Here is a 26622-nt window from a genome sequence, read left to right as displayed (position 1 = left end):
TGCGCACAACGATGAGACGTCACGAGCGTACCTAATTACTACGCAGCATAGTTTTTAGGGTGGATCAGACCGTGGTGGCTACCAGGCACACCGACGCAGAGACCACGGCCAGCCCGGCCAGCGCGGTGGCCATGGGCATGGTCACCGACAACGCTGCGGCAGTCGCGTACGACAGCCGCGGCCATCGGGTCCGCCAGCTGAGGTTCAGGGTGCGCAGCCGCAGCGTCGTCTCGTTGCTCAGCCCCAGGGTCCCGGCCGGCTGCGACAGTGTCGATGCGGACACCACGGTCAGCGCCGAGCACACGGTTGCTGTGCTGGTGGCGTGGGCAGCGTGCTGATCTGCGGTGAGTTCGACCAGAGTTTTGACCGCGGACGGGGCAGACGCGAACAAGGGGACGACCGGGAATACCGCAGCGAGGATGTCGCATGTGGTGACGATGAGGTGGTGACCGCCTCGCAGGTGCGCCCGTTCGTGGGCGAGCACCGCGTCGCGTTCACCCGTGGTCAGAAAATCCGACAACCCGTCCGTGGCGACGACGAACCCGGGCCGGCCGGCGACGCTGTAGGCCATCGGCATCGGGTGCGCTAGCCACATCACATCGTCGTCGCGGGAACGGGCGACGATGGCGACCACATCCCGGTGATAGGTGCGCAGACGGGCCTGTTCCCGGGCGTATCGCCGACCCAGAATCACGGCTCGGACCACCACGGCGAGCAATCCCAGAGCCCCGACTGCTGCCATGGTTTCGGTGATCCACGGCTGCACCGCATGGGACATGGCGGTAAAACATCGCACCACGGCTTCGACCGCGGCCTCAGCGGGCGCATGGTCGGGCCAGGCCAAGGTGACCACCGCCGAAGCCCCGAGGAACAGCGCCCCGCCCAGGCTGCCGAGCCAGGCTGCCAGCAGGACTCCCGGAGGCAGGGAGGTGCCGGCAAGCCGGGCGAGCATCCGCGGTGCGGCGATCGAGATCAGAGCAGCGCCCAGCAGCAGGACCAGGGCCAATGTCATTGGTCGGCGGTCCGGTTCGTCCTACCGCGGCGCAGGGCATCGTATTCGCGGTCACTGACCGTCTTGGCGAAATGCAGCAGCACTGCGCTGGGGTCGGCGCTGCTGTCGAGCAGCGCACGCAGCGCCTCGGAGGTCGCCTCTTCCCGGCTGCGGGAGGGCGAATAGAAGTACGCGCGGCTACGCTTTTCCCGTTGCACCCACCCCTTCTCGTACAGGTGGGTGACCACGGTCAAGATGGTGGTGTAGGCGAACTCTTTGCGTTCGCTGAGCCGATCGACGAGATCGTGCACCGACTGCGGATCCTCGGTCGACCACAGTTCGTTCATCACCTCGGCCTCGAGGCCCCCCAACCTATTCATGGCTCCCCTCGCAGACATTCACCGATCATCCCTTATCCATGCGCTACCTATGCGCGCGCATCCGGCGCGACCTGAACTCCTCGTGCGCTCAACCATGCCATGGGATCACCTTTACGACCGTCCGGCTCCCAGACCTCGTAGTGCAGATGCGGTCCGGTCGACTGCCCTCGATTGCCGACAGTGGCGATCTGCTCACCGGCACGCACACGCTGTCCCGCAGAGACCAAGGCCTGGTCGATGTGCCCGTACACCCCGATGGTGCCGTCGTCCTGCAGAACTCGCACCCACAGGCCGAAACCGGAAGCCGGCCCGGCCTCGAGTACCGTGCCGTCGGTCACCGAGACGATGGGGGTGCCGATCGTGTTGGCGATGTCGAGACCGTAGTGGGTGGTTCCCCATCGCGGCCCGACACTCGAGGTGAGCGTGCCACTGACAGGCATCAGCGTCTTCGGGCGCCGTGCCTCGGCCTCTCGCGCGAGCCGGCGCTCTTCGCGCAGCCGAGCCCGGTCGAGTTGGTCCGCGAAGTCCGCCAGAGTCGGTACCTGGGCCACCTGCAGCACCTGCGGCGCCTGCGAGAGCGATTCCGGCGGGGTCGACGGCTCCGGTGCGGTCTCGAATTCTTCGACGGCCGCGGGATGGACCGACGCGGCGTGGGCACTCGAGGTCGTGGCCGCAAACAATGCCCCGGCAGCCACCGACACTGCCAGGACACGTCCGCTGGCCCCTGCGCTCGTCCGGCGATGTGCGCCTGCGCTCCGGAGCGGGGCGGGCACGTCGGTCTCCGCCTGCTCTTCGGGGGACTCCCGGTTCTCGGCATCGAGACGTGCGTCCGAGTCCAGGACCGGCGGTGTCGGCGCAACGGACTCGATCGTCCTGCCCGCGTCGACGGTCTCGGTCGGCTCGGGACGACGCCAGGTCGGAGTATCACAGCGAAAGTGGCGGGGATCAGCGAGTTCGGGTTCTGGTCTACGGTGTCGGGCCAAGATGCATCCTCAGGAAGGCACCCGCTCGCGTGATAACGAAACGGTGACGGACATCGACACCGTACTACTATGTTGCATAGTTTCAATAACCGGTCGGTGTGCAATCCCCGTGGATGGTCATGATCTGGAACTATTCCGGCCGCGGCCGTCGGCGGCGCTCTCCGGATCAGACAAGCTGTGCAGCATGGCGTTGTAGGAGGCGAGTTCGTCGTCACCGGTGTGAGCGACCTGCTCGTCACGCCGACGTGCACGCCGCTGATCGGCAGAGCCCCACTGCACGATCGCGAGCACCGTCGCCAGCAGCAGCGGCAACTCACCGACACCCCACGCCAGGTTGCCCCCGAGCCGCTGATCGGCCGCCAGGTCGTCGAACCACCCCAGTCGCAGCGAATCGTAGAACTCGCCGGCAACCACGAAATCCGCCATGATCACGGCCACCAGGAAGAACGCATACCCGGCCAGCGCCGCTCCCGCCGCGGCCACCCGCACCACCGGCGCCGGCGGGCGGGGCACCGGATCGATGCCCACGATGCTCCAGAAGAACACCCCTCCCACCATCAGCAGCCACACATTGATCGACACATGCGCGGTGTGCGACCCGGCAAGTCCGTCGTACATCCCCCCGAGATACAGCACATAGAAGGTGCCCAGGAACACGGTCACCGTGACCGCCGGGTGAGTCATCCACCGCAGAGCGGTGCTGGTGAACAGCGCCCGCATCCAGTCGCGGGCGCCCGGAACTGCGCCGCCCGAGCAAGGCCGCACCGTCGCTGCCGCCAAGGTGAGCGGAGCTCCCAGTACCAGGCACAGCGGTACCACGATCGCCAGCGCCGCCGTCGCGGCGAGGTGCACACTGAATGCCGCTGGAGCGTAGCGCCCGACGCCCGACGAGGTGGCCACAAGCAGCACGACACAGCCGAGCAGCCAGGAGACGATCCGACCCACCGGCCAGTGCTTTCCCGAGGCACGCAGTCGGCGCACCCCCCACAAGTAGACCGCCGCCAGCACCACCGCAGCGGATCCCAGCAGTAGATCGAACCGCCATTCGGTCACCAAACGGGCCATCGTCGGCGCCCCGTCGAAGCCGTACCCCAGGACTTCCTCGACCAGGCTGGGTGCGCCGCGTTCACCCTGCGGCGGCGGCGTGCGACCCAATGCCACCCCGAGCCCGACCGTGACGGCCAGCACTGCCGACTCGATCAACGCCAACCGTACGAACGGGCCCCGATTCGACGGGTCGGCAGCCAGAGCAGTGACGGCCACCGTCCGCTGGCGCCACCCCAGCCACCCCACCACGGCGAATGCGAGCACCTTGGCCATCACCACGAATCCGTACGGGCCGGACAGCAGTTGCCCGATCGGAACTCGCACCAGGGCGTTGACCGTCCCCGAGGCGGCCATCACCACGAAGGCCACCGTCGCCATCGCGGAGAACCGGCGCGTGGCCACATCCAGGTGCCCACCTCCGCGCACAGCGTGCAGCACCAGCGCCGCCAATCCACCGACCCAGAGACCGGCCGCCACCAGATGCAACACCAGACTGTTAGTGGCCAGGTCATGCGATCCCCCTGCCGAGGAATGTCCGGTCAACGCACGGGGCATCAAGCTCAGCACCGCCATCACCAGCAGCACCGGCGTCCACCGATGCTGCAGCACGAGGCGAGATCCCAGCCCCACGACAGCGGCCAGACCGGCGGTCCACACCCACGCGGTGGCGACCTCGATTTGCCCCACCGCCTGTACGAACGGGAGCGGATCGGCGAACACGGTACTCAGCGGCTGGCCCGAGGTATCCGACAACGTCAGAGGAACGAGCGCCACCGCGGATCCGGCCCACAGCGCTGCAGCCGCTCCCGCAGTGCGCACCGCCCGGTATCCGTCGACATCGAGCACCCCGGACCGTTGCGGCGGTACCAGCACCGCCGCAACCAGCAGCGACCCGATCATCACCACCGCCGCCACTTCCCCTATCGCGGTGGCGGCCGGAAGGCCGTACCTCGTCAACACCCCGGGATCGGGCAGCCCGAGCAACCGCAGAACCTCACTGCTCGATACGGCCGCCAAGGCGGTCGCTACCAGCGCCGCCCCTACTGTCCAGCCGGTCATCACGCCGACTACAGCTCTCTTAGTGCCTGCCACGGAAAACCTCACTCGTCCGTTGTTCGCCCGTTCCCGCCGGCCGAACCTGCAGGCGCGTGCCTCGCCGCCGAAATACTATGAAAGATAGTTCATCGCTGATCCTCACCCCCCTCAGGTGCATTGCATGCATAGATGCGCATATGACAATATTGTTCATGTCGTCAACGGAAAGGTGCCGCGATGAGCCACGGACACGGACATGGTATTTCCCCCGGCCAGGCCACCAGCGCCTCCGGTCGACACGTCCGACGACTGTGGATCGCCGTGGCCCTCGGACTGACGACCTTCGTGATCCAACTCGTCGTCGGGTTATCCACCTCGTCGCTGGCTTTGCTGTCCGACTCCGCGCATGTGTTCACCGACGTGTTCGGCATCTTGATGGCAGTTACGGCCATCACCGTCGCGCAACGCGCCCGCAGCCGACCGAACCGCACCTTCGGCCTGTACCGCACCGAGGTGTTCGCCGCCCTGCTCAACGCGCTCCTACTGTTCGGCGTCGCCCTCTGGATTCTCTACGAGGCCCTCCACCGGCTGTCCGAGCCGCCCGAGGTCCCCGGCCTTCCCGTCACCATCGTCGCTGTGGTCGGCCTGACCATGAACGTGATCTCGTTTCTTCTGCTGCGCGACGGGGCCAAGGAGAGCCTCAATGTGCGCGGGGCTTACCTGGAAGTCCTTGCCGACATGCTCGGCTCGGTGGGCGTGCTCGTCAGTGGTGTGGTGACCCTCGTGTTCGGCTGGCGGTATGCCGATCCGATCATCGGTGTCGCTATCGGGTTCTTTGTCCTGCCGCGGGCCTACAACCTCGGCCGACATGCAATCGGCATTCTGCTCCAGCAAGCACCGAAGAGTATCGACATCACCGAGGTCAACGCGGCACTCGATGCTCTTCCCGGAGTACACGAGTCCCACGACCTGCATGTCTGGACGCTTACCTCGGGAATGGAGGTGGCCTCCGCGCATCTGGTCACCGAGTCCGGCACCGACTCCACTGCGGTGCTCACAGCAGCACAAACTCTGTTGGCAGAACGCTTCCACCTCGAACATGCCACCTTGCAGGTCGAACCCCACGACGGCGAGGGCCGCTGCCACGAACTCTCCTGGTGACTTCCGCAGCCCCACCGAATGCATGACAGACCCAATCTGTCCCAGCATCGAATTCCGAGAATCGAACGGCTGGTAGGTCAGGATCACGGAGAGACCGGTCGGAGACTTCCACGGAAGACTTCCAGTGGCTGCCCTGTAGAGGGCTACCGCACTGATGAGGGCTGCAACTGTGCGGTGGTGAGCGATTCCAGGGCTGCGATTCCGACCGGTTCGCTGACGGCCAGCGGAATCACCGCGCACCGATCGGCGAGCTCACCCCCAACCGTGTCGATCTGCTCCAATTCGGCGACCGCCCGCTGCCGCAACAACGGCGCGGTCGGTTCTGCGGCGGCCAGAGAATTGTTGACCACCCACGCCCACGGCTCGATACCGGCGCGGCGCAAATCATCCTGCAGACCGGCGGCTTCGAGCACCGGGGTGGTCTCGGCAAGAGTGACCAGCACAATCTTGGTCTGCGCCGGGTCCTGTAGCCGCATCAGCGGTGTGGTGAAGTGCCCGCCGTTGCCCATCTGCCGGGCGATCTCCCGGTGATACGACCCGGTCGCATCGAGCAGCAATAACGTGTGGCCTGTGGGGGCGGTATCGACGACGACGAACTTGCGACGTGATTCGTGAATCACCTTCGAAAAGGCCTGGAACACCGCGACCTCCTCGGTGCACGGGGAGAGCAGGTCCTCGGCGAGAGTGGCGCGGCCGGCCTCATCGAGCCCGGCGCCCTTGGTAGCCAGCACCTGGTCTCGGTAGGTCTCGCTCGCCTCATGAGGGTCGATGCGGGACACCTCGAGGTGATCGAGCTCCCCGGCAAGGGTGTCGGTCAGATGCGCGGCGGGGTCGGTGGTGGTCAGATGCACATCGTGACCACGGCAGGCCAGGGCCACCGCGATCGCGGCGGCAACAGTGGTTTTGCCGACCCCGCCTTTGCCCATGCACATCACCAGTCCGGGCCCGTCGACCTCGATCGCATCGACCAGATCCGCTAACGGGGCGTCGGCGACGGCGGCAAGCCCCGGATCGGTGCCGGTGGTCATTGCGGTGGTGGTGGTGGTGTCGAACAGGGTGTTCAAGGCGTCGAGGCCGACCATGTTGACCGGCTTGAGTTCCACCAGATCGGTGGGCAGCGCGGCGATCGCGGCGCCGCGACCCGCCAGTGCGGCCTGTTCACGCTGGTACACGGCGGTAGCCAGCGGGTCGGTGTCGTCGGCCGGGTCGGGCAGCACGCCGTTGACGACCACATGCTGTCTCGTCATGCCGATCGCGGCGAGTTCGCTGTGGGTGCGGGCGATCTCGGCCAGAGCGGCGCGGTTCGCGCGTGCCACGAGCACCAGGCGGGTGCGGCCGGGGTCTGACAAGGCCTCGACCGCGCCGGCGTACATGGCTTTCTGCTTGTCGAGCCCGGCCAGCGGTCCGAGGCAGGACGCGTCGCCTTTGCCGTGGTCGAGGAATTCGGTCCAGTTACCGGGCAGTTGCAGCAGCCGGATGGTATGGCCGGTGGGGGCGGTGTCGAACAGCACGTGATCGAACCCGGCGACCCGGCCGTCGGGATCGGTAAGCAGAGAAGTGAATTCGTCGAACGACGCGACTTCGGTGGTGCACGAGCCGGACAACTGTTCGGTGATCGACGCGATCTCCGCTGCGGGCAACAATCCGCGGACGGGACCGACGATGCGTTCGCGGTAGGCGGCGGCGGCCTGCTCGGGGTCGATCTCGAGCGCGCAGAGCCCCGCCGCCGCGGGGACCTCGGTGATCGTGTTGCCGATGCTCAGACCGAAGACCTGCCCGACATTGGAGGCGGGGTCGGTCGAGACGAGCAGCACCTTCTTGCCTGCCCGGGCCAGGCGCACTGCCGACGCGCACGCGATGGAGGTCTTGCCGACCCCGCCTTTACCGGTGAAGAACACGAACCGGGGCGGGTCGGTCAGGAACGTCGGGTCGGCGACAGTCATGAAAGCGGGTACTCCTCGTAGAACGGGTCAACGGAAAGGTGCAGACCTATGGTCAGCAGCAGGTGGACTCGCCCGGTGTGCAGCAGGAGTCGTTGTCGTCGGCGAGCCCGAGCATGGTCACGCCGGACGGCGGCGCGGCGGGCACCTCGAGGCCGGCCCAGGTGGCGAGTTCGGTGCGAGTCGGGTAGCGGCCGGTAGCGACGGTGACGTCGTCGACGAGCACGAGCGGCAGCCCATCCGATCCGGCGAGTTCGAGGAATTTCTTGACCGTCTCGTTGTGGGCGAACGAGAGTGGGTCGTTGGCCAGGTTGTGGCGGGTGATGGTGGCGCCCTGCTCGGTCAGCGCGGCCATGTCGGCGGTGAAGGTGACCAGGTTCTGGTCGAGGTCCTCGCCGCACACGCCGGTGTTGCAGCACAGGGCCGGTTCGAAGACTGCGATGGTGCTCATAGGTATCAGGTATTCCTTCAGTGCTCGAGGGCGAACAGAGTTTCCGGGACGAACTCGGTTATCGGGCGTCGGCGTCGGACAGCAGCCGGGTAGCGAGCTCCTCGACGCGGACGGCGATGTCATCGCGCACCAGGCGCATCCGCTCGATGCCGTCGATGCCACGCTCGGACGGCTCATCGGTGTCCCAGTTCTCGACGACCACCCCGGTGGGCGCGTCGACGCGGGCTTCGCCGCCGAGGGTGACCACCAGGTCGACCTCGCCGAGCAGCTGCGGATCGATCGGCTTGGGATACTCACCGTCCACGGGTGCCCCGATCTCCTCGAGGACCTGCATCGACAGAGCATTGAGGGACGAGCCGGGTACGGTGCCGGCCGAATGAACGGCGACGCGGTCGCCGGCGGCCTGGCGCGTGAGGGCGGCAGCCATCTGGGACTTGCCGCCGTTCTTCACACACACGAACAGCACCGAAGCAGCGGGCACGAGGGTGATCCTTTCCGACGAACTCGGATTGACGCTTGAATAGATACGAGTCAATATAGACGCATGTCGAATCAGATGTCGAGCGGGGCCGAGCCGTGCTGCCCGCCCCTCTCGCGTGAGCCGCTCACCTCGGATTGGGCCACCGACCTGGCCCGCATGTTCAAGGCATTGGGAGATCCGGTCCGCCTGCGCATGCTCAGCATGATCGCCAGCCACCAGGGCGGCGAGAGCTGTGTGTGCGACATCAGCCCCGCCTTCGACCTGTCGCAGCCGACCATCTCGCATCACCTCAAGGTGCTGCGCGAAGCCGGTCTACTCGACTGCGAACGCCGCGGCACTTGGGTGTACTACCGGGTGCTCCCTACTGCCCTGGAACAACTGTCCGCGGTACTCGCCACCGAATCCGGGGTCCTGCCCGCATCGGCTTGCACCCCGACCGCCGCACTCGCGGAGACTCTCTCGTGACCACCACGACCGACAACCGGTCTGTCGCCGGCAAGATGTCGGTCCTCGACCGGTTCTTGGCCGTGTGGATCGGCATCGCCATGGTCGCCGGTCTGCTGCTCGGCCGCCTCATCCCCGGGCTCGGCGACGCACTGAGCATCATCGAGATCGACAACATCTCCCTGCCGATTGCGCTCGGTCTGTTGATCATGATGTACCCGGTGCTCGCGAAGGTGCGCTACGACCGCCTCGACACCGTCACCGGCGATCGCAAGCTGCTGATCTCGTCGCTGATCCTCAACTGGGTGCTCGGCCCGGCTCTGATGTTCACCCTCGCCTGGCTGCTCCTGCCCGACCTGCCCGAATACCGCACCGGCCTGATCATCGTCGGCCTCGCCCGCTGCATCGCGATGGTCATCATCTGGAACGACCTCGCGTGCGGCGACCGCGAAGCCGCCGCCGTGCTGGTCGCGATCAACTCCGTCTTCCAGGTCATCATGTTCGCCGTCCTCGGCTGGTTCTACCTGTCGATCCTGCCGGGCTGGCTCGGACTCGAACAGACCACCCTCGATGTCTCACCGTGGCAGATCGCGAAATCGGTGCTGATCTTCCTCGGCATCCCTCTGGTCGCCGGCTTCTTGACCCGCCACTTCGGCGAAAAAGCCAAAGGCCGCCAGTGGTATGAGGACACGTTCCTGCCGAAGATCGGACCGTGGGCGCTCTACGGGTTGCTGTTCACCATCGTGATCCTGTTCGCCCTGCAGGGTGAGCAGATCACCTCACAGCCGTGGGACGTCGTACGCATTGCGTTGCCGCTGCTCGCGTACTTCATCCTCATGTGGGGCGGCGGATTCCTGTTCGGTGCGGCGGTCGGGCTCGGTTACGAGCGCACCACCACACTGGCGTTCACCGCCGCCGGAAACAACTTCGAGCTCGCCATCGCCGTCGCGATCGGCACTTTCGGTGTCACCTCCGGTCAGGCGTTGGCCGGGGTGGTCGGTCCGCTGATCGAGGTACCTGTCCTCGTTGCCCTGATCTACGTCTCGCTCGCTCTGCGGAAGCGTTTCACCGGTTCGTCTGCCCCCGCTGTGTCGTAAGGATCGATCACGTCAGGAGATGTCGATGTCCGAGCACGCTGCTCAGCCGGAACTACTGATGCCTCAGGCGGTGCTGCACCGCAGCGCCGAGCATCTCGCCGAGAAGTACGCTGGGGTGTTCTCGGCGCAGACCGTCGAGCGGATGGTGTTCGAGTCGTATGCGGCGCTGCGGCGCACCGCCAAGATCCACACTCACCTGCCCTCGCTGGCCACCCGCTTCGCGGGCGAACGCCTCACTGCTTTGGCGCAGGCCGAAGGGGCCGTGCCGAAGGATGTGCCGGAGGTGCTGTTCGTGTGCGTGCGCAACAGCGGACGCTCGCAGATGGCCGCGGCACTGCTGGCTCATCACGGCGCGGGGCGGGTGCACGTGCGCTCCGCCGGATCGGCTCCTGCGGCGACGATTCATCCTGTCGTGGTCGAGGCGATGGCCGAGATCGGGCTCAATCTCGGCGGCGAATATCCCAAACCCCTGACCGACGATGTGGTGGCAGCCGCCGATGTGGTGATCACCATGGGGTGCGGCGACGCGTGCGCGGTGTATCCGGGTAAGCGCTACCTCGACTGGTCGTTGCTCGATCCGAACGACGAGTCGCTCGAGACGGTACGCGCCGTCCGCGACGATATCGACACTCGCGTGCGGGTGCTGCTCGCCGAACTCGACCCCGTCTCTGCCTGAGTTCCCTTCGAAAGGACGTCTGTTTTCATGACCACTGCTTCCTCGACCAACCGCACACCCTCGGTGTTGTTCGTGTGTGTGCACAACGCCGGCCGTTCCCAGATGGCCGCGGGATTCCTCACCGCGCTGGCCGGCGACCGGGTCGAGGTCCGTTCCGCGGGCTCCGCTCCGGCCGAGCAGGTCAACCCGGCCGCCGTCGAGGCGATGGCCGAGGTGGGTGTCGACATCTCCGCGCAGAACCCGAAGATCCTCACCGTCGATGCGGTGCAGGCCTCCGATGTGGTGATCACCATGGGGTGCGGCGACACGTGCCCGGTGTTTCCGGGCAAGTCGTATCGGGATTGGGTGCTCGAGGATCCGGCCGGGCAAGGGGTCGAGGCGGTGCGTCCGATCCGCGACGAGATCAAAGCCAAGGTCGAGGCGCTGATCGCCGAGCTCGTTCCCGACGGCGCCCACGCCTGACAGAGGTGGTCCGTCGGCGCCGACGACAACAAACATGGCGGAGGCGTTCAGTCCCCCAGTCGAGGGCCCGCACTCGGAGGTCGTGAGTCCACGGATTGAGATGTGCCGGATACGGCAACACCGAAGCAGGCTCCGAGGTCAGACTGCAATGACGGGCAGTTCGATCGTAAAGCGTGCCCCACGGCCCGGCCCGTCACTGTGTGCTCGGATGCGCCCGTGGTGGGCTTCGACGAGGGCACGGGTGATGGTCAGGCCGATACCGCTGCCGCCGTGTCGGCGATCACGGGCAGTATCGGCGCGGTAGAAGCGATCGAAGAGGTGGTCGAGGTGCTCAGGAGCAATGCCCTCACCGGTGTCGGCCACCGTGATCTCCACCCGATCGCGGTTCGCTCGTCTGCTGGTGACCGTGACCGTGCCGCCACAAGCGGTGTGGCGCAGGGCATTGTCGAGCAGGTTGCCCAGGACCTGCCCGAGCCGGTCGGGATCGACCGACACGACCATCGAGTCGGTGATCCGGCTGTGCAGTGCGACGCCTTTGCTCTCGTACCGTTCGCGCACCGCATCGACCGCGGCGGTGACCAGGGCGCCGGTGGTGGTGGGCACCGGCCGGATGCGGGTGAGGTGTTCTTCGGCGCGCGAGACCGCGGTGATGTCCTGGGCGAGACGACCCAGCCGGTGGGTGGCGGCGCGGAGGATCTGTCGGGTGTCGTCGTCGAGGGTGCGGACGCCGTCGTCGAGGGCTTCGAGGTAGGAGTCGAGGGTAGCGATCGGGGTGCGCATCTCGTGGCCGAGATCGGCGAGCATCCGGCGGCGGGTGGCCTCGGTGGCCTCGAGGCGGCGGGCGAGTTCGTTGACGGTCAGGGCAAGGTCGTCGAATTCGCGGCCGAGACCGGGGCTGGACACGCGAGTGTCGTACCGGCCGCCGGCGATCCGGGCGGTCGAGGTGGTCACCGCGGTCAACGAGCGTTGAACACGGCGGGTGATATACCAGCTCACCGCCAACGCCAGCAGCACCGCGACCGCGACCGCCAGACCCCACGCCAGGACGATCGCCCAGGCGAACGCCTCTTCAACATGGGCGGCCTGACTCGAGTTGTGGTCGATGCCGGCCTGACCGAGGTGATCATGGAAGATGCCGGGCGCGAGGGCGGAAGCGACGAGCCAGGCGCTGACGGCGCAGCCGACCACCACCACGGTCAAGGCGAGGAACAGCCGGGTGCCGAAACTCGACCCGGCCAGTGCCCGCCGTACCGACCCTCGTGGAGCGGGGCTCTGGGGATTCATGCTCCGGTGCCCATCCGGTAGCCCACACCGCGGACGGTGCGCACGTAGCGGCCGCGGACGACATCGTCGCCGAGTTTGCGGCGCAGATGACCGATGTGCACGTCGACCAGGTGGTCGTCGCCGGTCCAGCTCGGCCCCCACACCGCCTCGATCAACTGGGCACGGGTCAGCACAACACCGGGATCGCGGGCCAGGGCGGCCAGGACGTCGAATTCGGTGCGGGTCAAGGACACCGGCAGCCCGGCGACGGTGACTTCCCGTCCGTCCACATCGATGACCAGGTCCCCGACGCTGCGGATCAGGCCGGGGGCGGCCTCGGCCGGTGCGGCGATACCGGTGCGGGGACGGCGCAGCATGGCCTGGATGCGGGCCATCAATTCGCGGGGGCTGAACGGTTTGCTCATGTAGTCATCCGCGCCCACGGACAACCCGATGAGGGTATCGATTTCTTCGGTGCGGGCGGTGAGCATCACGACATAAGCGTCGGAGAAGGTCCGCAGTTGCCGGCACACCTCAACCCCGTCCAGATGAGGCAGCCCCAGATCGAGGACCACGACATCGGGGTCGACCTGCCGGGCGAGGGTGACGGCGTCGGCGCCGTCACCGGTAATCGCGGTCTCGAACCCGTCGCGTTCGAGATACGAGCCGATCAGGTTCGCCAACGGTGCCTCGTCCTCGACGACCATCGCCCGCAACCCGGTCGACGGGCGCGGCGGCGCCGCAGGATCGCTGGTCGCGGTGGGAGTGCGAGCGGAGGAGTCCATGGTGTCCATCTTCACCAGCGGGCACCACTGTCGACGATGCCGTGGGGCTTCTTGAGCAAATCTTCATACGACCTCCACAGGAATCCAGGGGTAGGCACACCAGGCTGAAGGCACGAACCGGAGAAAGGAGGCGACCATGATGGGCTGGGCAGGTGAGCTGACCTGGACCGGATGGATCGTCATGGCCGTGTGCATGTTCGCATTCTGGGCGGTGGTGATCTATCTGGTGGCCATGATGTTCCGCACCGACCGCGCAAACGGGCCTGGCCGCACCAGCCCGGAGTCCGATCCGCTGCGGCTGCTCGAGGCGCGGTTCGCCCGCGGTGACATCGACTCCGAGGAATTCGTGGCCCGTCGCCGGCTGCTGATGCACCCCGGCGACACCACGTCGGTCGAGCACCGGCGGGGGCAGGTTCATGACTGAACTCGGCCGTCGATCCTTCCTTCTCGGATCAATACTTGCCGGAGCCGGAGTCCTGATGGCCTGTTCCGGGTCGGGCTCACCGACCGGCGCCCCCGTGCAGCCCTCGTCGACTGCGGTGCGCCGTCTCGAGCAACAACGCCGTCGCCCGGGTCAGCAGATGGTCTCGGCGCGGTTGACGCCGCGTCCGGTCGAGGTGGACCTCGGCGGGCGCATCGTCTCGACCTGGGGATACGACGACACTCTTCCTGGTCCGCTGGTGCGTGCCCGCGCCGGGGATCTGCTGCGGGTGGACGTGGACAACCAGCTGCCGGCGCAGACGAGTGTGCATTGGCATGGGCTGGCGTTGAGCAACGACATGGACGGAGTGCCCGGGCTGACCCAGGACCCGATCGCCGCCGGGGCGCGGTTCGCCTACGAGTTCACCGTCCCGGATCCGGGCACGTACTTCTACCACTCGCATTCGGGATTGCAGCTCGATCGCGGCCTCTACGGCGCCCTGATCATCGACGATCCGAATGAGCCCGGCGACTATGACCACGAGTGGATCGTGGTGCTCGACGACTGGCTCGACGGCACCGGCCGCACCCCCGACGATGTGGCCCGCGACCTCGGCATCGGCGCCACCGGCGAGAGTGGCGACGCCTCGATGGGCGGGATGGACCACGGCGCCATGGGCGGTATGGGCGGGATGGATATGGGGGCGGAGACGATGCTCTCCCCGCTGCTCGGCGGCGCCGGGGACGTGAGCTATCCGCTTTTCCTGGTCGGCGGACGGGTCCCGGAGGATCCGATGGTCTTGACCGCGACACCCGGGCAGCGGGCACGGATCCGGTTCATCAACGCCGGCGCGGACACCGCGTTCCGCGTCGCGCTCGGTGGGCACCGGATGACCGTGACCCACACCGACGGCTTCCCCGTCGTGCCGCACGACACCGATGCGCTGCTGCTCGGCATGGGTGAGCGTGTCGATGTGCTCGTCACCCTCGGCGACGGCGTCTTCCCCCTGTTCGCGCAGGCCGAAGGCAAGACCGGGCACGGGCAGGCGCTGGTGCGCACCGCCACCGGCGCGCTGCCCGCACAGACCCGCCCGGGCGAGCTGGACCGGCAGGTGCTGCTCGGCACCGACCTCGCGCCCCGGGACTATGTGCGCCTGGCTGAGAAGGAACACGATGTGTATCACAGCGTGGACATGGGAGGGACCATGTCGCCGTACCGGTGGACCCTCAACGGCCGCGCCCACCCCGACATCCCGCCGCTGAACGTGGCCGAAGGGCAGCGGGTGCGCATGCGGATGCGGAACATGTCGGACATGTTCCACCCGATGCACCTGCACGGCCACACCTTCGCGCTCACCGACACCGGCCTGCGCAAGGACACCGTCACGATCGGGCCGATGCGCACCGTGGAGATCGAATTCGACACCGACAACCCGGGCCAGTGGGCGCTGCACTGCCACAACGCGTATCACCAGGAAGCCGGAATGATGACCACCGTGTCCTACCTGGCCTAGTCCGGGGTGCGCCGGCTGCGGGGATACCCCGTCGTTGGTTCACCTGGGCTCTGACCGTTCGAGGAAAGGATCCACTCATGAACAAGAAGACTCTCGCCGTCGGCGCCATGGCGCTCGCGGTGGTGTTCACCGCAGCCGCGTGCAGCGACTCCGACACCGGCACCACCGCCGCCACATCGAGCGCCACCACCTCGGCCACCACCTCCGCCGCCGACGACACGGCACCGCACAATCAATCCGATGTGATGTTCGCGCGCATGATGATCCCGCACCATGCCCAGGCGATCGAGATGAGCGACATGCTCCTCGCCAAAGAAGGTATCCCCGAGGAGGTGACCGCCCTGGCCGAACAGATCAAGGCCGCCCAAGGCCCGGAGATCGATGAGATGAACTCCTGGCTCGAACAGTGGGGCGAACCGCAGATGCCGGGTGGCATGCCCGGGCCGGGGCACAACATGCCCGGAATGACCTCCATGCCCATGACCTCTATGCCCGGTATGGGCCGCGGCATGCCCGATTCGGACGACATGCCCGGTATGGGTGGCATGGGCGGCATGGGCGGCATGATGAGCGCGCAGGATATGCAGGCTCTGTCCGACGCGCAGGGCACCGAGGCCACCCGTCTGTTCCTGACCCACATGATCACCCACCACGAAGGGGCGATCGACATGGCCGAAGCCGTGATCCGAGACGGGCAGTACCCCGACGCCGTCGAGATGGCCCGCACCATCGTCGAGACCCAGCAGCGGGAGATCGAGACCATGCGCCAGTTGCTGACCACCCTGTAACCGGTACCACCCGGTTTCCACTCGGCCCGCCACCCCAGGAGGCTTTGCGATGTCGCACCCGCAGCACGGACACCCCCACCCGGACCCGGCGCCCGCCGGACACGTTCACGGCGCCGAGGTCCAGAGCCCGCCCCCCGACGAGCATGATGCTCACGCCGGGCCGGGTGAGCACACCGGGCACGATGGTCACGATCGGCATGCCGGGCACGGGGCACACGGAGAAATGTTCCGCCGCCGGTTCTGGGTGTCGCTGGTGCTGTCGATACCGGTGGTGTTCTTCAGTCACATGGTCGCCGACCTGCTCGGCTACACCATGCCGAATTTCCCTGGGGCCATATGGATTCCCCCGGTGCTGGGCACGGTGATCTTCGTTTACGGCGGCATGCCGTTCCTCACCGGCGGCTGGGCCGAACTCCGCTCACGCCGGCCCGGGATGATGCTGCTGATCGCCATGGCGATCAGCGTCGCGTTCCTCGCCTCGTGGGTCACCACTTTGGGTCTCGGCGGGTTCAACCTGGACTTCTGGTGGGAACTGGCCCTGCTGATCGTGATCATGCTGCTCGGGCATTGGCTCGAGATGCGTGCCCTCGGCTCGGCCTCCGGCGCCCTCGACGCGCTCGCCGCGATGCTGCCGGACACCGCCGAGAAAATCACCGAGACCGGCACCACCGACGTGCCCTTGTCGGAACTGGCGCTCGGGGATCTGGTGCTCGTGCGCGCCGGAGCCCGGGTGCCCGCCGACGGCACCGTCACCGACGGCCGCGCCGAGGTCGACGAATCGATGATCACCGGCGAATCCAAGGCGGTCACCCGCGAAGTGGGTGACACGGTGGTCGCCGGCACCGTCGCGACCGACAGCGCCCTGCGGGTGCGCATCACCGCGGTCGGCGAGAACACCGCCCTGGCCGGCATCCAGCGGATGGTCGCCGACGCGCAGGCCTCCTCGTCCCGTGCCCAGGCGCTGGCGGACAAGGCCGCGGCGTTCCTGTTCTACTTCGCCACCATCGCCGGCGTCCTCACCTTCGCGGTCTGGACGCTGCTCGTCGGTAACGTCGACGAAGCGGTGGTGCGCACCGTCACCGTGCTCGTCATCGCCTGCCCCCACGCTCTCGGATTGGCGATCCCTTTGGTGATCGCGATTTCCACCGAACGCGCCGCCAAATCGGGGGTGCTGGTCAAGGACCGGCTCTCGCTCGAACGCATGCGCACCGTCGATGTGGTGCTGTTCGACAAGACCGGCACCTTGACCCAGGGTCGGCATCAGGTCACCGGTGTGGTCGCCACGGCCGGCACCTCCGAAGAAGACCTGTTGGCGCTCGCTGCGGCGGTCGAGGCCGACAGCGAGCACCCCGTTGCCCGAGCCATCGTCGCCGCTGCGGAAACTCGGGTCCCGGCCGCCGCGCAGGTCACCGCCACCGACTTTCGGTCCTTGCCCGGCCGCGGGGTCCGCGCGCTCGTCGACGACACCGAGGTGACGGTCGGCGGACCGGCCATGCTGGCCGACCGGCACCTGTCGGTGCCCGAGGACATCACCGCGGTCACTGCCGGATGGGTCCGGCGCGGGGCCTCGGTACTGCATCTGGCCCACGGGGACCGGGTGCTCGGTGCCGTCGCGCTCGAAGATGCCGTGCGCGAAGAATCCCGTCAGGCCATCGATGCGCTGCACGCCCGCAAGGTGAAGGTTGCGATGATCACCGGGGACGCGCGGCAGGTCGCCGACGCCGTGGCCGCCGACCTCGGGATCGACGAAGTGTTCGCCGAAGTCCTGCCCGAACACAAGGACGCCAAGGTCACCGAACTGCAGAACCGCGGTCACACGGTGGCGATGGTCGGCGACGGGGTCAACGACGCGCCGGCGTTGGCTCGCGCCGATGTCGGTGTGGCGATCGGTGCCGGCACCGACGTGGCCATCGAGTCCGCCGGGGTCGTGCTCGCAGCCAACGATCCGCGGGCGGTGCTGTCGATCATCGAACTGTCGCATGCCAGCTACCGGAAGATGTGGCAGAACCTGGTGTGGGCCACCGGCTACAACATCATCGCCGTGCCCCTGGCGGCCGGCGTGCTCGCCTTCGCCGGGGTCGCGATCTCGCCCGCGGTCGCCGCGATCCTCATGTCCGTCTCGACCATCGTCGTGGCGCTCAACGCCCAGCTGTTGCGTCGCCTCGACCTCGACCCCACCCACCTGGCTCGCACCTGAGCCGGCACCCGATCGATCCGAAACGAGTTTCTGCTTCTCATGTGGAGTTTTCCCCTGCGCCGGTGGGCGCGTGTCCTGGTGCCTGTTGCTGCTGTGATTGTGCTTGCCGGTTGTGCGAGCGGCGAGCAACCCGCAGTATCAGCGGGTTCGACTTCGTCCGCCGTGGCATCGGAGGTGCCCGGCACAGCATTGGAACCGGCACTCGACCATCTGCACGGTCTGCACCTCGATGCGAACGGGGTGGTGCTGGCCGGCACCCACACCGGCCTCGTCGAGATCGCCGACAGCGGGCGCACCACCCGCGTCGGCGTCTCCGACGACGACTTCATGGGACTGACCGGGGCGCCGGGCACCGACCGTCTGTTCGCCTCCGGGCATCCGGGGGCGTCGAGTTCGGCGCCGAATCCGTTGGGGCTGATCGACAGCACTGATGGCGGCCACACCTGGATACCCAAATCCTTGAGCGGCGAGGTGGATTTTCACGCCTTGGCCACCGACGGTGAGTTGCTGGTCGGCTTCGACGGCGTGACCGGATTGCTGATCTCCACCGACGGTGGCAGCAGCTGGACCGCGGGCGCTCCGGTGGCTGCGGCCGCGCTCGCCGTCACCGAGGCCGGGGTGTGGGCGACGACTACCGCCGGGTTGCAGCACAGTATCGACGGCGGGCTCACCTTCGCCGTGGTGCCGGACGCCCCACCGCTGGCGTTGCTGTCCGCGGCGCCGGATGGCTCGTTGTGGGGCATCGACACCGCTGGCACCGCGTGGCGTAGCCGCACCGGCCAGAGCTGGGAGCCACGCGCGGTGGTCGGGCCGGTCGAGGCAGTGCTCGCCGTCGACTTCGACACCGCCTACGCCGCGACCGCCCAGATGCTCTATCCGCTGAACTGACCCCGGAGGAGCATGCTCACTCCGCGACGGTGAACCCTCGAGTCGACTCGAAGGTCAAGCCGATGCCGGATCCCTACCGGTGTTCGGCCTGCCGCAACGCGAGGATCAGATCGGCGGTGCTCGGGACATCCTCGAGCCCGTCGGCGGTGCGGTAGACGCGGCAGGTCAACCCGACGCCCTCGGTGGGAGCGAACGGGTCGATCCCGTCGATGCGGATCGTCGGGGATCCGGGGAAGGCGACGCGCTCGGCGGCCTCCGGGGTCTCGATACGGCGCAGCCGGATCGGGGTACCGGCGTTGCCGGTCGCGGCCAGGGCCTCGGCGAGGCGGTCTCGGGCCTCCTCCCAGTTCGGGCAGCCGTCGAAGTACAGCAGTTCGATGTCCATCTCCACCCGAGTCGCTCTCATTGATTTTCGGTGGCGGGAACGGTCTCGGAGCGGCGTTCGAGCAGCACCGTGTCGCGCCAGATGCCGTCGAGCCGGCCGATGCGTTCGCGCACCCCCACGGTGCGGAAACCCGCCGAATGGTGCAGCGCCAGGCTGGCCCGGTTCTCCGGGAAAATCGAGGTCTGCAGCGTCCACAATCCGGCCTGATCGGCGGCGATGACCTGGGCGCGCAGCAGGGCCTTGCCGACGCCGCGCCCGCGCATCCCGTCGCCGACATACACCGAATTCTCGGCCACCCCGCGATAGCACTCGCGGTGCGACACCGGGCTCAACGCCGCCCAGCCGACGACCTGACCGTCGATCTCGGCGACCCAGCGATGCTCGGGCAACCACTGGCTCTCGAGATGGTCGCGGCTGGGGACCTCGGTGGTGAACGTCGCGGCACCGGTGGCGATGCCCTCGGCGTAGATGCGGCGCACCGCCTCCCAGTCACCGCCTGCAAGTGGGCGCACGGCCACGTCGGCCGGGACGTCCTCGGGGCAGCACGGGCGGGCGGTGAGCACCCCCATGACCGCATCGGCGGCACTGGGCAGATCGCTGCAGCAACTCGGGTTGACCCGCACCACGGTGCTGGTGCCGTGTTTGCCGGTGGTGACGAAGCCGACGTCGGCGAGTTTGCGGACGTGATGGGAGATGGTGGGCTGGCCGATCCCGAGCTTGTCGGCGAGCTCGCCGACGGTGATGCCGGACGGATGGGCGGCGACGTGGTGCAGCAGCCGCACCCGGGTGGGTTCGGCCAGGCAGGCGAACCATCCGGCGTAGGTGGCCGCGTCCTGCGGGCTCAGGGCGTCGAGGTCCACCTCCGCGCCGGGGGGCGCCGTGAGCGGTAGGCCGAGTGCTGTCATACCCTCACTATATCGATCGACATCGATGGTTGCATACATCGACGACCATCGATACTCTGACAGCAGCTTAGATCGATACCCATCGATGAAAGGACCTGTCATGAGCGAGTTGCCCGTCAGCGAGTTGCCCGTCGTCGTCGTCGGAGCCGGACCGATCGGCCTGGCCGCCGCCGCCCACCTGCGCGAACGCGGCCTCGAACCGCTGGTGCTCGAACGCGGCGACGCCGCCGGAGCCGCCATCACGCAATGGCACAGCGTCCGCACCTTCTCCCGCTGGGCCGAACTGATCGACCCCGCCGCCCGCCGCCTCCTCGACACCACCGGCTGGACCGCCCCCGACGACGACGCCTACCCCACCGGCCAAGACTGGACCGGGCAGTACCTGAGCCCGCTGGCGGATGCTCTCGGTGACGCAGTCCGCCTCGATCACGAGGTCGTCGGCATCGCCCGCCGCGGCCGCGACCGCATCGTCGACGCCGGCCGCGACACCGAACCCCTGTCGGTGCACATCCGCCACCGCGACGGCACCGAAACCCGCCTGCTCGCCCGCGCCGTCCTCGATGCCTCCGGCACCTGGAGTACCCCCAACCCGCTCGGCGGCGAAGGACTGCCCGCCCTCGGGGAACGCGCCGCAGCCGAGACGATCACCTACCGCGTCCCCGACCTGGGTGACGATGCGGTGCGCACCCGCTACGCCGGCCGCCACACCGTCATCGCCGGTAGCGGCCACTCGGCACTCAACGCCATCGTGGCGCTGGCCGAGCTCGCCCGCACCGCCCCCGGCACCCGCCTGACCTGGGCGGTCCGCCGCGGCGAGATCGGCGCCGCGTTCGGCGGCGGCCAGGACGACCAACTGCCCGCCCGCGGCGCCCTGGGACTGCGCGCCAAAAAGGCCGTCGACGACGGGCTGCTCACCGTGGTCACCGGATTCCGCACCGCCGCCGTCGAACCCACCACCGACGGTCAGATCGCCCTGGTGTCCGATACCGGCGCCCGCATCGAGGCAGTCGACGAGATCATCGCCTCCACCGGCTTCCGGCCGGACCTGTCGTGGCTCTCGGAAATCCGTCTCGACCTCGACCCGGTGCTGCAGGCCCCGACCGCGCTCGCCCCGTTGATCGACCCGAACGTGCACTCGTGCGGGACCGTCTACCCGCACGGGGCCGCCGAGCTCACCCACCCCGAACCGGGCTTCTATGTGGCCGGGATGAAGAGCTACGGCCGGGCCCCGACGTTCCTGGCGATGACCGGCTACGAGCAGGTCCGCAGCATCGCCGCCGCCCTGGCCGGTGACCACGATGCCGCCACCCGCGTCGAGCTGACCCTGCCCGAGACCGGGGTGTGCGGCGGCGCCGGAGTGTTCGACGACCCCGCCGCCGACACCGCCACCGAGGCCGCGGCGGGTGGGTGCTGCGGCCCCGCAGAGCCGCAGTTGGTCACCCTGAACGCCCGCACCGGCGGATAACACCGGTGACCGACACCTCGACCCGCCCGCAGCCCGGCGCCCTCACCGGGGCCGGGCTGCGGCGGGTGCTGGCGGTGCTGTGCCTGACCGAGATCACCAGCTGGGGCATCCTGTACTACGCGTTCCCGGTCCTGTCGGTCTCGATCTCCGCCGAGACCGGCTGGTCGCCCACGTCGATCACCGCGGCGTTCTCGCTCGGGCAGCTCGCCACCGCGCTCGCGGGTATCCCGGTCGGGCGCATCCTCGACCGGGTCGGACCGCGCACGATCATGACCGCCGGCTCGGTCCTCGCCGTCCCCGCGCTGGTCCTGATCGCGCTCGCCCCCACGCTGCCGGTGTTCTACGCCGGATGGCTGCTGGCCGGCACCGCGATGGGCGCGGTGCTCTACCCACCGGCGTTCGCAGCGCTGACCCGCTGGTACGGCGAACGCTCCGTCCACGCCCTGATGATCCTGACCCTCGCCGCGGGGTTGGCCAGCACCATCTTCGCCCCGTTGACCTCGGTCGTGGATCAGCAGTCGGACTGGCGCACCACCTACCTGATTCTCGCGGCGATCCTCGCCGCGATCACCATCCCCGGGCACTGGTGGGGACTGCGCGGATCCTGGCCCGCCGCGACGCCGCCGGCGAACGGCGCAGCCCTGGGGCACCGGGAGATCGCCCGCAGCCCCGCGTTCCTCGCACTGGTGGCCGCGTTGGCTCTGGGCGCGTTCACTGCCTTCGCCGGGGTCTTCAACCTGGTGCCGTTGCTGCTCGAACAGGGCTTCTCCCCGTCGGTGGCGGCGTGGACGCTCGGGCTCGGCGGCGCCGGACAGGTCCTCGGCCGTCTCGGCTACCTGACCCTGGTCGCCCGCACCAGCGTCCGCAGCCGCATCGTGGTGATCCTCGCCGGGACCGCGGCAACCACCGCACTGCTCGGGGCGGTGACCACAGCCGCGGCGTTGATCGGCGCGGCGATCGGCGCGGGACTGGTGCGCGGATTGTTCACCTTGATCCAGGCCACCGCCATCACCGACCGGTGGGGCTCGACCCACTACGGCCGGCTCGGGGGGCTGATGTCCGCCCCGATCGTGGTGGTGATGGCGTTGGCGCCGTGGGCGGGAACCGCCCTGGCGTCGGCGACCGGCAGCTACGCCACCGCTTACCTCGTCCTCGCAGTCGTCGCCGTGATCGCCGCGCTCCTCGCGGTCGCGTCCGTGCCGCGCCTGACCGCCCCTCCGTCCACTGAAGGAACCTCATGACCGACTACGACGCCCTCGTCATCGGTGGTGGCCAGTCCGGCCTCGCCGCCGCCCACGCCCTATCCACCCGAGGCCTGCGCACCGGACTGCTCGAAGCCGGCGACGAGCCCGTCGGGGCCTGGCCGCACTACTACGACAGCCTCACCCTGTTTTCCCCGGCGAAATACAGCGCACTACCGGGCCTGGCGTTTCCAGGCGACCCGCAGCGCTATCCGCGGCGCGACGAGGTGGTCGACTATCTGCGTCGCTACGCCGCCGGACTCGACGTCGACATCGTGACCGGCTCCCGCGTCGAGACCGTCACCTACGACACGGGCGTCTACACCGCCCAGACCGCCGCCGGGAGCAGTGTCACCGCGCCGGTCCTGATCGCGGCCACCGGCTACTTCGGGTCCCCGAATATCCCGCCGCTGCCGGGCCTGGAGACGTTCGGCGGCACGGTGCTGCACACCAGCGACTACCGCGAGCCTGCTGCGCTGGCCGGTCAGAACATCATCGTGGTCGGTGCCGGTAACTCCGCTGTGCAGATCGCCACCGAACTCACCGAGGTCGCCTCCGTCACCCTCGCCAGCCGCCGACCTCCGAAGTTCATGCCGCAGCGACCTTTCGGACGTGATGTGCATTATTGGTTGACGGTCACCGGGTTCGATCGCGCTCCTCTCGGGCCACTGCTGCGCACCCCGCCGACCCAGCAGGTTCTCGACACCGGCCGTTACCGCCGCGCCCTGGCGAGCGGCAACCCGCAGCCGCGACCGTTGTTCACCGGTCTCGACGGCGACCGTGTCACCTGGCCCGACGGCACCACCACCACCGCTGACACGGTGCTGTTGGCCACCGGTTACCGCCCGCACCTGCCGTATCTGACCGGCCTCGACGGCACTGACCGGCCTCTCCACCGGCAGGGCATCTCGACCACCCACGCCGGTCTCGGGTATGTCGGCCTCGAATGGCAACGCAGCCTGTCGTCGGCGTCGCTGCGGGGTGTCGGCCGCGACGCCGATCGGGTCGCCGGCCGTGTGGTCGCTGCCGCCCGATCCCGCCGCACACTGCCCACCGGTCCCTGACCGGCGCTGCCCCTCGGGGACCGGTCCGACCGGCCGGTGCCCGAGGGGCAGCGAGAGGCTCTGATCCCTGCCTGCTGTGCGAGGGTGGCATCATGAAAGGCACACTGCCCGTCCCTCTGGGGGCGGGTTTACCTCTTCTCTCGCGTTTCGTGGCCGGTGCGGTGCGGGGGGCGGCGTGTCTCCCACATGGTGGTATCGCCCCGGTTATCGTTCAGGCGAACCTGCATCGTCGGACGAGGCCCGTCCGACACGACCGCGGGAGCGGCGCTGATGGACATGGACGAACAATTGCACCAGCTGGCGTGGCAACTCCAGCGCAACGGACATGACTGGAGTGAGGTCGCCGCCGAACTCGGCTGCGACGAAATCGTCGCCCGAGCGATGGCCGACCGGTATCTCGCCGACACCGAGTCTCGAGCACAGAAGGACCAGTTCTCGCTGTTCGATCTCTGAGTTTGTTCAAGCACTTCTCGAGATGCTGCCGCTACGCCAACCGTCCGGCGCTCGCGGCGCCGCGACCCGCCCATCCGCTCGTGTGCGCCTCGGCTCGACTGCAGACCGGCTTCGGCGAGAAGACCGGGTCGTGGCATCGTTTAGCTTCCTGATCATCGAACACCGAGGGAGCTGGACGAGCTGATGCACGCGTTCGCCGACGAGTCGCGCCGCGGCGACTATCTGGTCTGTGCGGTCACCATCGCGCCGTCGGACCTGGACTCGGCCCGCAAGACGCTCAAGTCGCTGCGCGCTCCGCGATCGGCGCGGATCCACATGTCCCATGACAGTCGTCGCGCGTCCCAGATCATTCGTGGAGTGGTGGCGCTGGACCTGCAGGCACATCTGTATGTTGTCGACCTCGGCGGCCGGTCCGAACGCCACGCCCGCGACCGGGCCTTGGCGGCGATGGCCACCGACCTCGACACCCTCCACGTCCGCCAGCTCTGGCTCGAATCCTGCGATCAGGACCGTCGCGATCGCGAAGTGATCCGAACAGCGTTGGCCACCTCACCGGGATCCGGCTTCGCGTATCGGCATACCTCCCCTACCAGCGAACCGATGCTGTGGGTGCCCGACGTGCTCGCCTGGGCATGGGGCAAAGGTGGACACCACCGTAAAGCTGTCGCCGACACACTCGAGGTCCACACCGTGTCGTGATCCGGGTGTTGTGATCCGGCTTCTGAATGCGCAAAACCCGGGCGACTCACCGTCCAGTGAGCTCCCGGGTCCACTTCCCACGAACGCTGTGCCGTGGGCACTCTCTAGTATCCACTGAGATAGTAGATAGATCAACCGCCGCCCTCGACGAGCGGAAAGGTATGAAAGCGCCCTGCCGCGGGGGGGTCGGCAGGGCACCTCGACTGGGGAATTCGGGCCCCCACTACAGCGAGATTGCTGCGGCAAGAACCACGCTCTCAGCCGGGTTGTCGGCCTGACAATATCCGATCGTTACCTATCGAGAGCCGGCGCGCTCTGAATTGCTGGTTCGCCGACGGCGGAGCGGAACGCACGCGAAGGAGTGCACTCTGCGACGTGCTATTCCGGAATCAGGTCTTCTTCCCGCATCGGAAACCGATACCCGGCCGGGATTCCATCGACCGACTCGAGGACACACCGGCCCTCATCGTCCACGTCGACAATCGAGAACACCGACGCACCGGCCGGACGGATGCGAACACGATCCCCACGCCTCACTGCAACCTCACGCACTCTCGGTAAGGGATGTTTCCCCACGTTGGGCGACCGAAGTTGAATCCCTGAGCATGAGTGGACTCTCCCTTCGTTTCGGCGGGCCACCCACCCAGGAAATCGCGGCAGCTGCGACGCTTCCCGAGCACCCGTGTCCGGGGCTCCGCCGCAGCTACCGCAGGATCACGATATCGAATGTGTGTGCGAAAATGAAACGATGGCGCTCCACCGGGAACCGGCCCCTGATGCCTGCCCGAACGGGCATAGACTCGGACCAAACTTGATCTTGGTCGGATGGGCCCCCTGTACGTGCGCGACCTCGACGACCTCGGCGGGAAGTCACGGACACCGGACCTTCCAGTGCAGACGGTGCTCGGCCACCATCTACCGGCCACCACATGTCGGCCCGGCATGGCAGGGAGTCCAGTGGCCACGAGATGACGACCACGGCCAGGTCGAGGCCTAGAAACCGATCCTTGTGGCGGACGCTCCCAGCTCGCCGGCGGCCGTCGCCCACTCCGTGCGGCTCGGTCCTGTGGTTACTGTCGGCGCGTGAACCTCGAAGACAGCATCGTCGCAGCCGCAGCGGAAGCCATGAGCGACGACGATCTTGTTGCAGCCATCGCGGTCCTGCACGCTCACGAACGAGAACTGCTCATCGCCGACGACGTCGAGGGCGCATTCCGCGTCATGCGAGACAAGTTTGTTCTGCTGGCCATTCACAACGAGCGCCAACAGTGACCCGATGAACACCAAAAGTTCTGGATTCCTTATTTTTCCGTTCAGTTCGGTATCCGATCACGTTGGACTCATCCGTCCTGTGCACCTCAGGAAGTGAACGAGGCCGTGCCGACCGGATAGATCCGCACCGCGGGC

Annotated in this window: 27 protein-coding genes; 16 read left to right on the top strand and 11 right to left on the bottom strand. The window is 67.8% G+C overall.

The genetic code is table 11. The annotated features are described in order from the left end of the window. Positions 1-64: 64 nt before the first annotated feature. The 4 genes from ACTDXD_RS27600 to ACTDXD_RS27585 form a co-directional block, all read right to left on the bottom strand. Positions 65-1012 (bottom strand): M56 family metallopeptidase, encoded by a 948-nt coding sequence (locus tag ACTDXD_RS27600; protein WP_440127898.1) that lies wholly within the window; start codon positions 1010-1012, stop codon positions 65-67. Continuing rightward, positions 1009-1371 (bottom strand): BlaI/MecI/CopY family transcriptional regulator, encoded by a 363-nt coding sequence (locus ACTDXD_RS27595; protein ID WP_378563611.1) that lies wholly within the window; start codon positions 1369-1371, stop codon positions 1009-1011. The genes ACTDXD_RS27600 and ACTDXD_RS27595 overlap by 4 nt, the downstream gene beginning before the upstream one ends. Positions 1372-1418: 47 nt before the next feature. Next, complete coding sequence (locus ACTDXD_RS27590) at positions 1419-2354, bottom strand: M23 family metallopeptidase (protein WP_440127897.1); 936 nt, start codon at positions 2352-2354, stop codon at positions 1419-1421. A gap of 117 nt (positions 2355-2471) precedes the next feature. Next, the gene (locus ACTDXD_RS27585; RefSeq protein WP_378563605.1) at positions 2472-4460 is read right to left on the bottom strand and encodes a cytochrome c oxidase assembly protein; all 1989 of its coding nucleotides are present in this window, start codon (positions 4458-4460) and stop codon (positions 2472-2474) included. A gap of 213 nt (positions 4461-4673) precedes the next feature. Between ACTDXD_RS27585 and ACTDXD_RS27580 the strand changes: the two genes are divergently transcribed. Further along, positions 4674-5597 carry a cation diffusion facilitator family transporter gene (locus tag ACTDXD_RS27580; protein ID WP_378563602.1) on the top strand — a complete coding sequence of 308 codons (924 nt, stop codon included), beginning with the start codon at positions 4674-4676 and terminating at the stop codon, positions 5595-5597. Between the two features lie 143 nt (positions 5598-5740). Here ACTDXD_RS27580 and arsA read toward each other — a convergent pair whose 3' ends face one another. From arsA to ACTDXD_RS27565, 3 genes are read right to left on the bottom strand one after another with little or no spacing between them, the layout of a single operon-like run. Then, a complete protein-coding gene (gene arsA / locus ACTDXD_RS27575) occupies positions 5741-7540 on the bottom strand; it encodes an arsenical pump-driving ATPase (RefSeq protein WP_440127896.1) in 1800 nt (599 codons plus the stop codon). A gap of 52 nt (positions 7541-7592) precedes the next feature. Then, on the bottom strand, positions 7593-7988 hold the full coding sequence (gene arsD, locus ACTDXD_RS27570; protein WP_440127895.1) for an arsenite efflux transporter metallochaperone ArsD: 396 nt from the start codon (positions 7986-7988) through the stop codon (positions 7593-7595). Between the two features lie 58 nt (positions 7989-8046). Beyond that, positions 8047-8469, bottom strand: a complete 423-nt coding sequence (locus tag ACTDXD_RS27565; protein WP_440127894.1) for an arsenate-mycothiol transferase ArsC — start codon at positions 8467-8469, stop codon at positions 8047-8049. Positions 8470-8532: 63 nt separating this feature from the next. On the opposite strand from ACTDXD_RS27565, the gene ACTDXD_RS27560 reads away from it, so the two are divergent. The 4 genes from ACTDXD_RS27560 to ACTDXD_RS27545 are packed head-to-tail and all read left to right on the top strand — an operon-like array spanning position 8533 to position 11148. Then, positions 8533-8934: an ArsR/SmtB family transcription factor gene (locus ACTDXD_RS27560; RefSeq protein WP_054719241.1), complete on the top strand. Its 402-nt coding sequence runs from the start codon at positions 8533-8535 to the stop codon at positions 8932-8934. A gap of 35 nt (positions 8935-8969) precedes the next feature. Then, positions 8970-10010, top strand: a complete 1041-nt coding sequence (gene arsB / locus ACTDXD_RS27555; RefSeq protein ID WP_440127921.1) for an ACR3 family arsenite efflux transporter — start codon at positions 8970-8972, stop codon at positions 10008-10010. A gap of 25 nt (positions 10011-10035) precedes the next feature. Beyond that, entirely contained in the window at positions 10036-10686 is a 651-nt protein-coding gene (locus tag ACTDXD_RS27550; RefSeq protein ID WP_440127893.1) for an arsenate reductase/protein-tyrosine-phosphatase family protein, read from the top strand. Between the two features lie 27 nt (positions 10687-10713). After that, positions 10714-11148: an arsenate reductase ArsC gene (locus tag ACTDXD_RS27545; RefSeq protein ID WP_440127892.1), complete on the top strand. Its 435-nt coding sequence runs from the start codon at positions 10714-10716 to the stop codon at positions 11146-11148. A 138-nt stretch (positions 11149-11286) separates the two neighbouring features. Here ACTDXD_RS27545 and ACTDXD_RS27540 read toward each other — a convergent pair whose 3' ends face one another. Continuing rightward, positions 11287-12432 carry a sensor histidine kinase gene (locus tag ACTDXD_RS27540; RefSeq protein ID WP_064063741.1) on the bottom strand — a complete coding sequence of 382 codons (1146 nt, stop codon included), beginning with the start codon at positions 12430-12432 and terminating at the stop codon, positions 11287-11289. Beyond that, positions 12429-13205 carry a response regulator transcription factor gene (locus ACTDXD_RS27535; protein ID WP_084421683.1) on the bottom strand — a complete coding sequence of 259 codons (777 nt, stop codon included), beginning with the start codon at positions 13203-13205 and terminating at the stop codon, positions 12429-12431. The genes ACTDXD_RS27540 and ACTDXD_RS27535 overlap by 4 nt, the downstream gene beginning before the upstream one ends. 127 nt (positions 13206-13332) lie before the next feature. Between ACTDXD_RS27535 and ACTDXD_RS27530 the strand changes: the two genes are divergently transcribed. From ACTDXD_RS27530 to ACTDXD_RS27510, 5 genes are all read left to right on the top strand, one after another. Further along, a complete protein-coding gene (locus ACTDXD_RS27530; RefSeq protein WP_064063740.1) occupies positions 13333-13620 on the top strand; it encodes an SHOCT domain-containing protein in 288 nt (95 codons plus the stop codon). After that, complete coding sequence (locus tag ACTDXD_RS27525) at positions 13613-15130, top strand: multicopper oxidase family protein (protein WP_064063739.1); 1518 nt, start codon at positions 13613-13615, stop codon at positions 15128-15130. Before ACTDXD_RS27530 ends, ACTDXD_RS27525 begins: the two co-directional genes overlap by 8 nt. A 77-nt stretch (positions 15131-15207) precedes the next feature. Further along, positions 15208-15918: a DUF305 domain-containing protein gene (locus ACTDXD_RS27520; RefSeq protein ID WP_064063738.1), complete on the top strand. Its 711-nt coding sequence runs from the start codon at positions 15208-15210 to the stop codon at positions 15916-15918. 49 nt (positions 15919-15967) lie between these two features. Continuing rightward, positions 15968-18115, top strand: coding sequence for a copper-translocating P-type ATPase (locus tag ACTDXD_RS27515; protein WP_193904056.1), 2148 nt, complete (start codon positions 15968-15970; stop codon positions 18113-18115). A 39-nt stretch (positions 18116-18154) separates the two neighbouring features. After that, complete coding sequence (locus ACTDXD_RS27510; RefSeq protein WP_193904055.1) at positions 18155-19003, top strand: F510_1955 family glycosylhydrolase; 849 nt, start codon at positions 18155-18157, stop codon at positions 19001-19003. Between the two features lie 73 nt (positions 19004-19076). Here the strand turns inward: ACTDXD_RS27510 and ACTDXD_RS27505 are convergent, their stop codons facing one another. Next, complete coding sequence (locus tag ACTDXD_RS27505; protein ID WP_229582201.1) at positions 19077-19409, bottom strand: DF family (seleno)protein; 333 nt, start codon at positions 19407-19409, stop codon at positions 19077-19079. After that, the gene (locus tag ACTDXD_RS27500) at positions 19406-20293 is read right to left on the bottom strand and encodes a helix-turn-helix domain-containing GNAT family N-acetyltransferase (RefSeq protein WP_193904054.1); all 888 of its coding nucleotides are present in this window, start codon (positions 20291-20293) and stop codon (positions 19406-19408) included. Before ACTDXD_RS27500 ends, ACTDXD_RS27505 begins: the two co-directional genes overlap by 4 nt. Positions 20294-20393: 100 nt before the next feature. Here ACTDXD_RS27500 and ACTDXD_RS27495 point away from each other — a divergent pair, with 100 nt between their 5' ends. The 6 genes from ACTDXD_RS27495 to ACTDXD_RS27470 all read left to right on the top strand — a co-directional run bounded on the left by ACTDXD_RS27495 (position 20394) and on the right by ACTDXD_RS27470 (position 26487). Then, positions 20394-21758 carry an FAD-dependent oxidoreductase gene (locus ACTDXD_RS27495; RefSeq protein WP_440127891.1) on the top strand — a complete coding sequence of 455 codons (1365 nt, stop codon included), beginning with the start codon at positions 20394-20396 and terminating at the stop codon, positions 21756-21758. Positions 21759-21763: 5 nt separating this feature from the next. Beyond that, entirely contained in the window at positions 21764-22999 is a 1236-nt protein-coding gene (locus ACTDXD_RS27490; protein ID WP_440127890.1) for an MFS transporter, read from the top strand. After that, complete coding sequence (locus tag ACTDXD_RS27485; protein WP_440127889.1) at positions 22996-24063, top strand: flavin-containing monooxygenase; 1068 nt, start codon at positions 22996-22998, stop codon at positions 24061-24063. Before ACTDXD_RS27490 ends, ACTDXD_RS27485 begins: the two co-directional genes overlap by 4 nt. Before the next feature lie 270 nt (positions 24064-24333). Next, on the top strand, positions 24334-24516 hold the full coding sequence (locus ACTDXD_RS27480; RefSeq protein WP_378563838.1) for a hypothetical protein: 183 nt from the start codon (positions 24334-24336) through the stop codon (positions 24514-24516). A 183-nt stretch (positions 24517-24699) separates the two neighbouring features. Then, positions 24700-25215: a hypothetical protein gene (locus ACTDXD_RS27475; RefSeq protein WP_378563835.1), complete on the top strand. Its 516-nt coding sequence runs from the start codon at positions 24700-24702 to the stop codon at positions 25213-25215. Positions 25216-26298: 1083 nt separating this feature from the next. Then, positions 26299-26487: a hypothetical protein gene (locus ACTDXD_RS27470; RefSeq protein WP_440127888.1), complete on the top strand. Its 189-nt coding sequence runs from the start codon at positions 26299-26301 to the stop codon at positions 26485-26487. The last annotated feature ends 135 nt before the right edge of the window (positions 26488-26622 follow it).

This window comes from Rhodococcus sp. SJ-3 (assembly GCF_051918125.1).
Taxonomy (GTDB): Bacteria; Actinomycetota; Actinomycetes; order Mycobacteriales; family Mycobacteriaceae; genus Rhodococcus.
This window is presented reverse-complemented; position numbering and strand designations above follow the sequence as displayed.